We start from the raw sequence: 13,048 nt of genomic DNA, 5'->3' as shown, positions 1-13,048 counted from the left end.
CGGAATGGGCCAGTGCGCGACGGAAGGTCCCCGTTCCGGAGCGGGCTCGCCACCCGATCCCGCCCGTTCGCGGGCGCGGCTTCAGCAGCTCTTCAGCACGGCGCCGGCGGTCGCGGCGTCGGTCACGAGGATGTTGGCGTAGCCGCCCTTCAGCATGCCGGAGATCGCCTCGACTTTCTCCATGCCGCCGCCGATGCAGATGCGTTCCGGCACCTTCAGGAAGTCCTCCAGCGGCATGACGATGTGGCGGGCGTCGATCTCGGTCAGCACCGGGTTGCCCTGGCTGTCGAAGAAGTAGCCGGAGACGAAGCCGATGGCGCCGCGCCGCTGGTACTCGGCGAGGATCGGCTCCGACATGAAGCCGCTGTCCTTGAGCAGCGTCTCGCTGCCGACATGGGTGACGCCGAACAGCGTCCGCGTGCAGGTGCGCAGCAGCTTGAAATGTTGCTCGATGATCGGCTCCTCCATCAGGAGCTGCTTCATCTTCGCGCTGGAGACGATGCCGGGCGCGTGCAGGTTGATGCAGCGCCCGCCGACGCGGATCGCGATGTTCGAGGTGCACAGCTCCGGCGAGAAGTCGTAGGTGGCGATGGAGCTGCCGGTGACCTGCGCGATGGAGGCGCCGGGCAGATGCAGCGGCGTCAGCGCCTTCGACAGCGACATGACCGTCCGGCCCCAGGCGACGCCGAGCACGTCCTCGCCGGTCAGGCGTTGTTCCAGCAGCCGCGCGCCGAAGCGGCCGATGCGGTCGTGCAGCGGCTCGTCGGCACCCTCGTCGGGGATGATGAAGCATTCGTCGATGCCGGTGGCGGCCTCGATGTCCCGCGCCAGGCTCACCCGCTCCATGCGCGAGGGGTCGATCTTGATGTTGACGACGCCTTCGTCGCGGGCGCGCTGCAGCAGGTTGAACACCGAGGCGCGCGAGACGCCCAGCTTTTCGGCGATGTCGTCCTGCTTCAGCCCTTCCTCGTAATAGAGCCACGCCGCCCACAGGACCGGATCGAGGCCGAACTCCGCCGGCACGGCGGGCTGGCGCCGCGGACGGCGCAGCTGCGTCTCATGTGGCTCGCCCATCTATGCCCCCTCGCTTGCCGCGCCGCGCCGTCATCCCCCGGCGGGTGACGGCGGCGTCGCGATTCCTTGCTGCTTCTTCTAACGGATTTCCGGCCTTTCGGCACCGTTCCGGCATTTGTCAGATAGTCGTGAAAAACGATATTGACAAACGTCATAGTCAATTGAAATATGCCAACAACAAGACAAGAACGCTCCCTGGGAGGGAACACCGGCATGAATCGCCCCGTTATGGTGCGCGAGACCGCGCGCGCGCCCTGGACCGAGCTGATCGACGACGTGATCGCCGGCCGCTGGATCAGCCCCGATACCGGCCGTCCCGCCGAGGTTCCCTTCGCCTGCGTGGTGATCGCCGACGATCTCGACGGCGCCCATGCCGATCTCGTCCGCACCAACATGCCGGCGGCGAGCTATGCGGTGGTGGCCGACCGCGACACCTGGGACGCGCAAGGCGCCGCCGTCGCCGCCACGCTCGGCTCCTCGGCCCGCGCGGTCGTGCTCGACCACCCCCACGCCGACGAGGCGCAGGTGGCCGCCCTGCAGGAGAAGACGCGCGGCGTCGATGCGCTGGTCGCGGTGGGCTCAGGCACCATCAATGACCTCTGCAAATACGCCACCGCCCGGGATGGCCGGCCCTATTGCGTGTTCGGCACCGCGCCCTCGATGAACGGCTACACCTCGACGACGGCCTCGATCACCCTGGCTTCCGGCCTGAAGACCACGCAGAACGCCCACGCGGCGCGCGGCGTCTTCATCGATCTGGCGGTGAACGCCGCGGCGCCCGCCTATCTGATCGCCGCCGGGCTCGGCGACAGCCTGTGCCGCTCCACCGCGCAGGTGGACTGGTATTTCTCCAACCGGATGTTCGGCACCACCTATTGCGAGGCGCCCTATGCGCTGCAGGATGCCGACGAGAGCGCGCTTCTCGCCCGCTCCGCCGCTCTCGCGCAGGGCGACCGCGAGGCGGTGGGCTACCTGCACCGCGTGCTCACCCTCACCGGCTTCGGCATCTCCGTCGCCCGCATGAGCCACCCCGGCTCCATGGGCGAGCACCAGATTTCCCACTGGATCGACAGCTTCGCCGGCGACCGCCACCCCGGCACGGTGCACGGTCAGCAGGTGGGCGTGACCTCCGTCACCATGGCGCGGCTGCAGGAGCGGATCCTGTCTCAGAAGCAGGCGCCGGTCGTCCGTCCCGTTCCCGTCGACGAGGAGGCCCTGCGCCGGCGCTATCCGGCGGCGGCGGTCGACGCCTGTATCGCGGCCAGCCGCGCCAAGGCGCTCGACGAGGCCGGGTGCGAGGCTTTCAACGCACGCCTCGCTCTGCTCTGGCCGGACCTGCGGGCGCGGCTTCTCGACATGGCCGTCCCCTCGGCCGTGCTCGCCGGGCACATGCACGCGGCGGGCGGGGCGGCGACGGCGGGCGAGCTCGGCATCGACCTCGACCTCTACCGCGACGCGCTGCGCTACAGCCCGGAGATGCGCGACCGCTACTCCTTCCTCGATCTGGCGGCCGGTATGGGCATCCTCGAGGACTTCATCGCGGAGGAGGGACGATGAGCCTGCGCCCGCTCGCCACCCTCGATGCCTCGTCCCTGTCCGGCATCGCCGCGGTGTTCACCGACATCGACGACACGCTGACCTGCGAGGGCCGCCTGCCGGCCGCCGCCTATGAGGCGCTGGAGCGGCTCGACGCCGCCGGCCTCGCGGTGGTGCCGATCACCGGCCGCCCCGCCGGCTGGTGCGACATGATCGCCCGGTTCTGGCCGGTGGCCGGCGTCGTCGGCGAGAACGGCGCCTTCTATTTCTCCTATCGCCGGGAAGAGAGGCGCATGGTCCAGCGCTTCTTCGCCACCGACGAGGAACGCCGACGCAACCGCGCCCGGCTTTCCGAATTGCGGGAGATCATCCTGCGCGAGGTGCCGGGCACCGGCATCGCCTCGGACCAGCTCTACCGCGAGGCCGACCTCGCCATCGACGTCTGCGAGGACGTTCCCCCGCTCCCGAAGGAGGCGGTCGACCGGGTCCTGGACCTGTTCACCTCGGCGGGCGCCATCGCCAAGCTGTCCTCGATCCACGTCAATGGCTGGTTCGGCGACTACGACAAGCTGGCGATGAGCCGGATCTTCGCCCACGACATCCTCGGCCTTGACCTCGACGACGACCGCGAGCGCATCGTTTTCGTCGGCGACAGCCCGAATGACGGGCCGATGTTCGACTTCTTCCCGCTCTCCTTCGGCGTTGCCAACGTGCTCGACTTCAAGGACGCGGTGCCCCATTTGCCGAGCTTCGTCGCCCGCGGACGCGGCGGCGAGGGCTTCGTCGAGGTCGCCGATCTGGTTCTCGCGGCCCGCGACGGCGCGCAGGGTACCCGCGCTCCCGGAGTGCACGGCCATGGCTGAGGCGGCGCTCACCGGCAGGACGGACGTCTACGACCTCGCCATCATCGGCGGCGGCATCAATGGCTGCGGCATCGCGCGCGACGCGGCGGGGCGCGGGCTGAAGGTGTTCCTGTGCGAGCGTGGCGATCTCGGCGGCGCCACCTCCTCCGCCTCCACCAAGCTGCTGCATGGCGGACTGCGCTATCTCGAGCACTACGAGTTCCGGCTGGTGCGCGAGGCATTGGAGGAGCGCGAGGTTCTGTGGGGCATCGCCCCGCACATCGTCCGCCCGCTGCGTTTCGTGCTGCCGCACGTGCCGCAGATGCGCCCGCGCTGGATGCTGCGGGCGGGGCTCTTCCTCTACGACCATCTCGGCGGCCGCAAGGCGCTGCCGGGCACGAGCACGGTGGACTTCGCCTCCAGCCCGATCGGCGAGGGTTTGAAGCCGGGTCTGTCCGTGGGCTTCGAATATTCGGACTGCTGGGTGGAGGACAACCGTCTGGTGGTGCTGAACGCCCGCGACGCCGAGCGCAAGGGCGCGCAGATCGTCACCCGCAGCGCCTGCACGGCGGTGCGCTCGGATGCTCATGGGTGGACGTTGACCGTCGAGGGCGAAGGCGGCGTGCGGCGGGAGATTCGCGCGCCGGTGCTGGTCAACGCCGCCGGGCCGTGGGCGGGAGACGTGGTGCGGCACCTCGCCGGCCGTTCACCCAAGGGGCGGACGCGTATGGTGCAGGGTTCGCACATCGTGGTGCGCAAGCTCTACCAGCACGACCGCTGCTTCATTTTCCAGAACGGCGACGGGCGGATCGTCTTCACCATTCCCTATGAGCAGGACTTCACCCTCATCGGTACCACCGACCGGGACTACACCGGCGACCTCGCCCAGGTGCGGGCGAGCGAGGAGGAGGTCTCCTATCTCTGCCGGGCGGCGAGCGGCTATTTCGCCCGGCCGGTGTCGGAGCGCGAGGTGGTGTGGCACTATTCCGGCGTGCGCCCGCTCTACGACGACGGCGCCGGCGCGGCGCAGGCCGCGACCCGCGACTATGTGCTCGAACTCGATGCGGCCGGCGGAGCGCCAATGTTGTCGATCTTTGGCGGCAAGATCACCACCTACCGCCGCCTCGCCGAAGCCGTCCTCGACAGGATCGCCCCGCTCTACGCGCCGCCGCAGCGTGCGCAGATCACCGCCCGGCGCGGCTGGACCGGCCGCGCGGCGCTGCCCGGCGGCGACTTCCCGATGCAGGGGTTCGACGCGCTCCGGCGCGAGCTGAGCGAGGACTATCCGTTCCTCGCGCCGCGCGAGGCGGAGCGCCTCGCCCGCTATTACGGCACCGAGGCGGCGGCGATCCTGGGCAAGGCATCGAAGCCGTCCGATCTCGGCCGCCATTTCGGCGCCGGGCTGACCGAGGCGGAGATCGAGCACATGCGCCGCAACGAATGGGCGACGACCAGCGAGGACATTCTCTGGCGGCGCAGCAAGCTGGGCCTGCATCTTACACGCGAGCAGGTCCGGGACATGGACCGGTACATGGGCGGCCTTTCGCAGGTCGCCTGACGGCAGGAACACGCTTCGCAAGAGCGGGCCTGCAAGACAACGTGCCTGAACGCAGAAGGAAGACGCAGACACCACGCCTACGCGGCCCAGCCAGCCGTGACGACACAAGAAGGGCGGCACAAGCCGCCCATCGGCGGACGGCCAAAAAGGCCGGAGCCACGGGAGAAGACGCCCCTGGGGATTTCCCCAGGTCACTCACACCGTAACAGCGGGTGACGACATGTATCTGGGAATCGACCTCGGCACGTCCGGGGTGAAGGCCATCCTGATGGATGAGGACCAGCGCATCCTCGCGGAGGGCTCGTCGCGGCCGCTGTCGGTCGACCGGCCGCATCGCGGCTGGTCCGAGCAGCACCCCGAGATCTGGTGGGACGCGGTCTGCGAGGCGCTCGACCACCTCGCCCATCGTCACCCCAGGGAGATGGCCGCCGTGCGCGGCATCGGCCTCTCCGGGCAGATGTACGGGGCGACGCTGCTCGACGACGCGGACCGGCCCATCCGGCCGGCCATCCTCTGGAACGACACGCGCTCCACCGCCGAATGCCGCCGGCTCGAGGAGCGCGAGCCGGACCTGCGGGCCATCGCCGGCCGCCGCGCCACGCCCGGCGTGACGGCGCCCAAGCTGATCTGGGTGCAGCGGCACGAGCCGGAGAACTTCGCCCGCATCCGCACCGTCCTGCTGCCCAAGGACTACATCCGCCTGAAGCTGACCGGCGAGAAGGTATCCGACATGGCGGATTCCTCCGGCACGCTCTGGATGGACGTCACCCGCCGGGCCTGGTCCGACCGGCTGCTGGCGGCGACCGATCTCGACCGTTCGCAGATGCCCCGCCTCGTCGAAGGCACCGAGCCGAGCGGCCTGCTCACCCCCGGCCTCGCCGACCGCTGGGGCATGGTGAACCGGCCGGCGGTGGCGGGCGGCGGCGGCGACAATGCCTGCGGCGCCTGCGGCAGCGGCATCATCGAACCCGGTGCCGGCACGGTGTCGCTCGGCACCTCCGGCGTGCTGTTCGTCGCCACCAACGAGGCGCGGCCGAGCCGCGACCACGCGATCGAGACGCTCTGCCACGCGGTGCCGGGCATCTGGCACCAGATGTCGGTGATCCTTTCGGCGACCTCCTGCCTCAACTGGCTCGCCGGACTGCTCGGGCGACCGGCGGCCGAACTCGTCCGCGATCTCGGCGACACGCCCCGGCCCGCCGGCTCCCTGCTGTTCCTGCCCTTCCTCGACGGCTGCTGGAGCCCGCAGGACGATGCCGAGATACGCGGCGCCTTCGTCGGCCTCGATCACGGCACGGATGCGCGGGCGCTCACCCATGCGGTGCTGCAGGGCGTCGCCTTCGCCCTCACCGACGCCGCCCACGGCTTCCACGACAATGGCGCGCGCTTCGAGCGGCTGCTCGGCATCGGCGGCGGGTCGCGCTCGCCGCTCTGGATGTCGATGGTTGCCAACGCGCTCGACTGCGTCATCGACATTCCCGAGGCGAGCGAGCTCGGGGCGGCCTTCGGCGCCGCCCGCCTCGGCATGATCGCGGCGACCAACGCGCCGCCGCGCGACGTGCTGCGGCGGCCGAAGATCGCCCGCACGATCGAGCCCGATCCGGCGCTCGCCGGGAGCTACCGCGACGCCTTCGCGCAGTGGCGGGGTCTCTACGCTCCCGTCCGTAACGCCTCGATGGCGCTGCATGGCCACGCCTGACGCCGACCACGTCTGAACCAACGCCAGCCTCCCGGCGCTTCGGTCGGGAGCCACTCGAAAACGAAAGAGCCGCTCCGCCCCCGACGGTGGACCAGGACATCTTCGACCAGGGAGAACGACCCAATGACGGATTTCGCATCGAACGACGCGGCGCCCGCCGGAGCGGGCGAGGGCGGCTTCAAGCTGTCGCGCCGCATGCTGCTGACCGCCGGCACGACGCTGATGGCGGCGCAGTATCTCAACATCCGCCCGACCCTCGCCGCCGACTACAAGTTCGCCGCGGCGTTGGGCTGGACGACCTACGATTCCGGCCGCCATCTGCAGGACGGCTTCACCGCGGCGGTGAAGGAGCTGGGCGGTACGCTCACCACCACCGATGCCGGCTTCGACGCCAAGAAGCAGTCCGACCAGATCGACTCGCTCATCGCCACCAAGCCGCACGCCCTGTTCGTCACCCCGGCCGACGCGGTGGCCATCGCCCCGGCGGTGCAGCGCGCGATCAGCGCCGGCATCCCGGTTTTCGCCGCCGACAGCATGATCCCCGGCGTCGCCGTCAACACCACGGCGATGTCGAACAATTTCGGCATGGGCTTCTACACCGGCGATTTCATCGCCCGGAAGCTGAACGGCAAGGGCCCGATCGCCCGCGTGCTGCTGCCGCAGAACGAGAGCTGGGACCAGCGCACGCTCGGCATGGAATGGGCGCTCCGCCGCTATCCCGACATCAAGGTGGTGACGAGCTGGGCCTTCGCGCTCGCCGGCAACGTCACGCCCCGGCAGGCGGTCGACAACATCCTCACCGCGCATGACGACCTGGCGGCGGTGTGGTGCGCCTGGGACGGGGCGGCGGTGGAAGGCACCCTCGCCGCCCGCGCGGCCGACCGCCCGAACCTCATCATCACCGGCATCGACGGCGGCTCGCAGGCCTTCAACTACATCGCCGCCGGCTCGCAGCTGAAGCTGTCCATGGCGCAGTCCTTCTACGAGATGGCCTATCTCGACGTGCTCTACGCCCATGAGCATCTCGCCGGCCGCAAGACGCCGCGCACGGTCATCACCCCCGCCTACGCCGTCACCCAGGACATGCTCAAGGAAGGGCTGCCGGACGATTACGACGTGCCGGGCCGCGCCGAGCAGATGGGCTGGGTACGCGCCGTCTGACCGTCCGCCGTGCCGGGGGCGGGCCACGCCCCCGGCTTCCGCCGGCACCGATGCCGATATCCGTGAGGAGGCCTGTCGTGGCCCAACCCGTCCTGACCATATCGCGGCTCGCCAAGCGCTTCGGCCCCGTGCAGGCGCTCGGCGAGGTGGATTTCACCCTGGAGCAGGGGGAGATCCACGCGCTGCTCGGCGTCAACGGCGCCGGCAAGTCGACCTTCATCAAGATCCTGTCGGGCGTCTACACCAAGGACGAAGGCACGATCGAGATCGACGGCCGCAGCGTGGAGTTCCGCTCGCCGCGCGACGCCATCGCCCACGGGGTCGCCGCCGTCCAGCAGCATCCCGAGCTGGTGGGCGACCTCACCGGCTACGAGAACATTTTCCTCGGCATGGAAGGCGGGCGGCGCGGCTTCTGGAGCCGCATCGACCGCGCCTCCATGCGCCGGCGCGCCGACGCGCTGCTCGCCCGCTTCCCGGTGGAGATCGACCTTTCGCGCCGGGTCTCCAGCCTGTCGGTGGTGGAGCGGGAGATCGTCGCCATCCTGCAGGCGCTGTCGCGCGAGAACATCCGCGTCCTCATCCTCGACGAGCCGACCTCGACGCTGACCGAGGTGGAAAAGGGCGTGCTGTTCCGCCTGATGGCGCATCTGCGCGCCTTCGGCATCTCGATCATCTACATCACCCATCGCCTGGAGGAGGTGATGGAGATCGTCGACCGCCTCACCGTCTTCCGCGGCGGCCGGCGCATCACCACCATGAGCGTCGAGGCGGCCCGCGCCGAGGGCGTCACCCTGGCCGAGCTGATGCTCGGCGAGACGCTCGATCACGTCTATCCGCCCCGGCGCGAGGATGCCGGCGCCGGCGAGGTGGTGTTCTCCGTCGAGGGGCTGCGGCTGCCGGGCGTGCTCGACAACATCCGCTTCGACGTGCGGCGCGGCGAGATCGTCGGCGTCTTCGGGCTCGTCGGCTCCGGGCTCGACGAACTGTCCAAGGTGCTGTTCGGCGCCATGGGGCCGGCGGAAGGCAAGATGCGGTTGGGCGGGCGGGAGATCGCCCCGCGCACGCCGCGCGAGGCGCTGGCGAACGGCATCTTCCTGGTGCCGGGCGACCGGCGCACCGAGGGGCTGACGCTCAGCCAGGCTTCGGTCTTCAACATGACGCTCGCCAATCTGGGCAAGGCGTCCGGCCTCGCCGGCCTGCTGCGCCGTGGGCGGAACCGCCGCGCCAGCGCGGCGCTGGCGGAGAAGGTGACGCTGCACCCGCCCTTGCTTGACCGCGCGGTGAGCGATTTCAGCGGCGGCAACCAGCAGAAGATCGTGGTCGCCAAGGGGCTCTTCGCCGGGGCCGACCTCTACATCTTCGTCGAGCCGACGGTCGGCGTCGACATCGGCGCCCGCTCGCGCCTCTACGGGCTGATGCGCGACCTCGCCGAGAGCGCGGCGGTCATCGTCATGTCCAGCGACTGCGACGAGGTGCACGGTCTCTCCGACCGCACCTTCGCGCTCTACAAGGGCCGGCAGATCGGCCAGCCCTCCGGCGACATCACCCGCGGCCGGCTCCTCGCCGCCGGGATCATGGGGAGCCTGCACTGATGACGGCGACCTCGCGCCTTCCCTCCGGCTTCTACCGCGTGCTGGCCTTCCTCGCCCTCGTGGCGGCGGTGGTCGCCATCTTCGCGCTGATCGAGCCGCGCTACCTCTCCATGCGCAACCTCACCGCCGTGACCCGGCACATGGCGGCCAACGGGCTCGCCGCGCTTGGCCTCACCTTCGTGGTGGTGGTGCGCAAATACGACCTGTCCTTCCCCGGCATCGCCTCCTTCGCGGCGATGACCATCGGCTTCCTGATCGCCGGGGGATATTCGCTCGGCGCCGCCATCGCGGCGGGGCTGGGGGTCGGGATCGCGGTCGGCCTCGTGAACGGCTTCGCGGTCGCCTATGGCCGGCTGCCGGACATCGTCACCACCATCGCGACCGGCTCGATCGTCGGCGGCATGGCCTTCCTCTATACGGGCGGGCGGACGATCTTCCAGAACTTCATGACCTCGGGGCTGATCGACCTCAACGATATCCGCTTCCTCGGCCTGAACGCCTCGTTCTACTTCCTCATCGCCATCTACGGCGTCGCCTATCTGGTGCTGCACCATTCGCGGTTCGGCGCCTCGTTCCGCGCCGCCGGCGAGAACCCGGTCTCGGCGCATCTGTCGGGCATCCCCGTCCGGCTCTACACGATGGGTGCCTTCGCGGTCTGCGCGGCGACCGCCGTGCTGGCCGTGGTGCTGATCCTGGCGGAATCGGGAACCGCCGACACCAATGAGGGCGCCAATTTCCTCATGCCGGCCTATGCCGCCGTCTTCCTCGGCGCGGCGCTGCTCGGCGGCGCCTCCATCCCGGCCACTCTGGCCGGCACCGCGCTGATCACCATCCTGCTCGACGGCTTCTCGCTGCTCGGCGTGCCCTACTACTACAGCGACGGCGTGGTGAGCCTGATCCTGCTCGCGGGTGTCGTCCTGTTCGACGAGCGCCTGCGGCGGGAGGCGGCCTTCCTCATGACCTTCCTCGGCTTCGGCCGAAAGATCGGGGAGACACACCCGTGACCGAGATTTCCTCGCCCATGCGTCCGCAGATGTCCTTTGCCGGCTTCAGAGCCATCGGCCGCTGGTGGCTGCTGCTCGCGCTGATCGCCAGCCTTCTCGCTTTCGCGGCGGGGCGGCCGCAGATGCTCGACAGCGGCAACATCGTCACCATCCTGCGCAGTGCCAGCATCATGGCGATCATGGTGCTCGGGCTGACCTGGGTGATCGCGGCCGGCAAGATCGACGTCAGCTTCATGCAGATCGCCGCCCTCGCCAACATGACGACTGCCGGCCTGCTCGCGCAGGGCAGCGGCTGGGCGCTGGCGGCGCTGTGCGGCATCGCCATCGGCGCCGTCGTGGGGCTGGTCAACGGCGTCCTCGTCGGCCGGATGCGCCTCTCCCCGCTGATCACCACCATCGCGACCGGCGGCGTGTGCGCCTCCGCGGCGGCGGCCATCGGCGCGGGCACCTCGATCCGCATCGACGATACCGGGCTGCTCGGCGATTTCCTCGCCGCCCGTCTCGGCCCGGTGCCGCTCATCGCGCTCTTCGTCGCCGTGCTCTACGCGGTGGCGTGGTGGATGCAGGAGCGGCTGACCTTCGGCCACTACATCTACGCCGCCGAGCAGAACGAGGAGGCGCTGGTCGATGTCGGCGTCCCCGTCCACCGCCTGCTGGTGCTTGTCTATCTGATCAGCGGCGTCTGCGCCTCGGTCGCGGGGGTGCTGCTGGCGGCGAGCCTGTCCTCCGGCCAGCCGATGATCGGCAGTTCCTACTTCATCGACGGGCTCACCGCCGTCTTCCTCGGCGGCATGATGATCCGCATCGGCCGGCCCAACGTGATCGGCACCGCCACCGCCGTGCTGCTGCTGGCGGTGCTGGTGAGCGGCGGCGCCCTGCTCGGATGGCCGGATTATCAGCGCGAGATCATCAAGGGCGCGTTGCTGCTCGCCGGCGTCGCCATGGCCGTACGCATGGGGCGGGCGCTGGACGGCTTCGCCAAGGGGGGACGGTCATGAACATGCATCCCCGGGCGACCGGTCCCCTCGTGGTGGGGCTCGATTGCGGCACCGGCGGCGCCCGCGCCATCGTGTCGGATCTCGCCGGCCATGTGCGCGGCACGGCGACGAGCAACTATCCCACCACCCACCCGAGGCCGGGCTGGACCGAGCAGAACCCCGCCGACTGGTGGGAGGCCGCCTGCGCCGCGGTGCGCGAGGCGGTGGCGCGCGCCGGCGCCGCACCGGACGACATCCTCGCCATCTCGGCCGACGGCACGTCGAGCACCCTCGTGGCGCTCGACGAAGCCGGCCAGCCCCTCGGCCCGGCCATTCTCTGGATGGACACCCGCGCCTCCGCCCAGGCCCGCCGCATGTCCCAATGCGGCGATCCGGCCCTGGCCCGCTGCCGGGCGGGGGTGAGCGCGGAGTGGATGATCCCCCGCATCCTCTGGATCAAGGAGAACCAGCCGGAGCTGTTCGCGCGCACGCGCTGGTTCGTCGAGATGGCGGACTACATCGCCTACCGTCTCTCCGGGCGGCTGACGCTCGGCCTCAATCAGGCGAGCAACCGCTGGTTCCACGGCGGCCTCGCCGGCGGCTGGCCGACCGGCTTCTTCGAGCGCATCGGGCTCGCCGGCATCACCGAACGCTTTCCTTCCGACGTGCTGGCGCTCGGCGCGCCGATCGGGCCGGTGGCGGCCGACGTCGCCGAGACCATGGGGCTGGGCCGCCGCACGCTGGTGGTCTGCGGCGGCACCGACGCCTATGTGGCGATGGTCGGGCTCGACGTGTGCCGGCCCGGCCGCACCGCCTTCATCACCGGATCGTCGCATCTCGTGCTGAGCGTGACCGACCAGCCCGGCGAGGTGCCGGGTCTGTTCGGCCCGCATCCCGACTGCGTGGTTCCCGGTCTCTATGTGCTGGAGGGCGGGCAGGTCTCCTCGGGCTCCATCATCAAGTGGTGGCACGACCATTTCGGCACCGCGCTGTGCCATGGCGAGGATCCCTACACCGCGATGATCGCGCGCGCCGCCGGCATACCGATCGGCGCCGAGGGGCTGGTGGCGCTCGACTTCTGGCAGGGCAACCGCAACCCCTACACCGACTACGACCTGCGCGGCGCCATCTGGGGCCTCACGCTCAAGCACTCGCCCGACCACATCCTGCGGGCGCTGATCGAATCCGTCGCCTACGGCACCGAGAACATCCTGCGCACGCTGTCGGCCAACGACATCGCGGTGAGCTCCCTCACCGCCTGCGGCGGCACGGTGCGCAGCCGCTTCCTGCTGCAGATGCACGCCGATGTCAGCGGCGTGCCGATCAACGTGCCGCAGGTGAGCGAGGCGTCGGCCTTCGGCTCGGCCATCGTGGCGGCGGTCGGGGGCGGCGCGTTCCGCGACCTGCCGGAAGGCGCCGGAGCGATGGTCCGCGAGGATTTCGTGATCGAGCCCGACCGCGAGGCCGGCGCGCGCTACGCCTCGATCTTCGAGGACTACCGGGCGACCCATGTCGCGCTCGCCCCGCTCATGCACGCCAAGGTGCGCGAGCGCGCCGTGCCGGCCTGATCCCTCCGGCCCCTCCCGGCCGGCGTCGCCCATCCCT

The 13,048-nt window shown here is 70.2% G+C and carries 10 protein-coding genes; 9 read left to right on the top strand and 1 reads right to left on the bottom strand.

The window, feature by feature from the left end:
- Positions 1-81: 81 nt before the first annotated feature.
- Positions 82-1,074 carry a sugar-binding transcriptional regulator gene (locus tag FO470_RS01600; protein ID WP_144341174.1) on the bottom strand — a complete coding sequence of 331 codons (993 nt, stop codon included), beginning with the start codon at positions 1,072-1,074 and terminating at the stop codon, positions 82-84.
- 213 nt (positions 1,075-1,287) lie between these two features.
- Here FO470_RS01600 and FO470_RS01595 point away from each other — a divergent pair, with 213 nt between their 5' ends.
- From FO470_RS01595 to FO470_RS01555, 9 genes are all read left to right on the top strand, one after another.
- Positions 1,288-2,631 carry an iron-containing alcohol dehydrogenase gene (locus tag FO470_RS01595; RefSeq protein WP_144341173.1) on the top strand — a complete coding sequence of 448 codons (1,344 nt, stop codon included), beginning with the start codon at positions 1,288-1,290 and terminating at the stop codon, positions 2,629-2,631.
- Between the two features lie 2 nt (positions 2,632-2,633).
- A complete protein-coding gene (locus tag FO470_RS01590; RefSeq protein ID WP_418655037.1) occupies positions 2,634-3,473 on the top strand; it encodes an HAD-IIB family hydrolase in 840 nt (279 codons plus the stop codon).
- Positions 3,466-5,010, top strand: coding sequence for a glycerol-3-phosphate dehydrogenase (gene glpD / locus FO470_RS01585; RefSeq protein WP_144341171.1), 1,545 nt, complete (start codon positions 3,466-3,468; stop codon positions 5,008-5,010). Before FO470_RS01590 ends, glpD begins: the two co-directional genes overlap by 8 nt.
- 220 nt (positions 5,011-5,230) lie before the next feature.
- Entirely contained in the window at positions 5,231-6,709 is a 1,479-nt protein-coding gene (gene xylB / locus FO470_RS01580; RefSeq protein WP_144341170.1) for a xylulokinase, read from the top strand.
- A gap of 123 nt (positions 6,710-6,832) precedes the next feature.
- On the top strand, positions 6,833-7,870 hold the full coding sequence (locus FO470_RS01575; RefSeq protein ID WP_144341169.1) for a sugar ABC transporter substrate-binding protein: 1,038 nt from the start codon (positions 6,833-6,835) through the stop codon (positions 7,868-7,870).
- 77 nt (positions 7,871-7,947) lie between these two features.
- Entirely contained in the window at positions 7,948-9,462 is a 1,515-nt protein-coding gene (locus FO470_RS01570) for a sugar ABC transporter ATP-binding protein (protein WP_246659438.1), read from the top strand.
- On the top strand, positions 9,462-10,466 hold the full coding sequence (locus FO470_RS01565; protein WP_144341167.1) for an ABC transporter permease: 1,005 nt from the start codon (positions 9,462-9,464) through the stop codon (positions 10,464-10,466). Before FO470_RS01570 ends, FO470_RS01565 begins: the two co-directional genes overlap by 1 nt.
- Positions 10,463-11,464: an ABC transporter permease gene (locus tag FO470_RS01560; RefSeq protein ID WP_246659437.1), complete on the top strand. Its 1,002-nt coding sequence runs from the start codon at positions 10,463-10,465 to the stop codon at positions 11,462-11,464. Before FO470_RS01565 ends, FO470_RS01560 begins: the two co-directional genes overlap by 4 nt.
- Positions 11,461-13,011 carry an FGGY-family carbohydrate kinase gene (locus FO470_RS01555; RefSeq protein WP_186291796.1) on the top strand — a complete coding sequence of 517 codons (1,551 nt, stop codon included), beginning with the start codon at positions 11,461-11,463 and terminating at the stop codon, positions 13,009-13,011. Before FO470_RS01560 ends, FO470_RS01555 begins: the two co-directional genes overlap by 4 nt.
- The last annotated feature ends 37 nt before the right edge of the window (positions 13,012-13,048 follow it).

It is taken from the genome of Ancylobacter moscoviensis, assembly GCF_007559435.1.
In the GTDB taxonomy this organism is placed as follows: Bacteria; Pseudomonadota; Alphaproteobacteria; order Rhizobiales; family Xanthobacteraceae; genus Ancylobacter; species Ancylobacter moscoviensis.
Note: the sequence above shows the minus strand (reverse complement) of the source record. Positions and strands in the feature narration are given on the sequence as shown.

What these genes read in the sequence shown, in the direction of transcription:
- FO470_RS01600 (WP_144341174.1), bottom strand. Translation starts at nt 1,074, where the DNA reads ATGGGCGAGCCACATGAGACGCAGCTGCGCCGTCCGCGGCGCCAGCCC.
- FO470_RS01595 (WP_144341173.1), top strand. Translation starts at nt 1,288, where the DNA reads ATGAATCGCCCCGTTATGGTGCGCGAGACCGCGCGCGCGCCCTGGACC.
- glpD (WP_144341171.1), top strand. Translation starts at nt 3,466, where the DNA reads ATGGCTGAGGCGGCGCTCACCGGCAGGACGGACGTCTACGACCTCGCC.
- xylB (WP_144341170.1), top strand. Translation starts at nt 5,231, where the DNA reads ATGTATCTGGGAATCGACCTCGGCACGTCCGGGGTGAAGGCCATCCTG.
- FO470_RS01575 (WP_144341169.1), top strand. Translation starts at nt 6,833, where the DNA reads ATGACGGATTTCGCATCGAACGACGCGGCGCCCGCCGGAGCGGGCGAG.
- FO470_RS01565 (WP_144341167.1), top strand. Translation starts at nt 9,462, where the DNA reads ATGACGGCGACCTCGCGCCTTCCCTCCGGCTTCTACCGCGTGCTGGCC.
- FO470_RS01555 (WP_186291796.1), top strand. Translation starts at nt 11,461, where the DNA reads ATGAACATGCATCCCCGGGCGACCGGTCCCCTCGTGGTGGGGCTCGAT.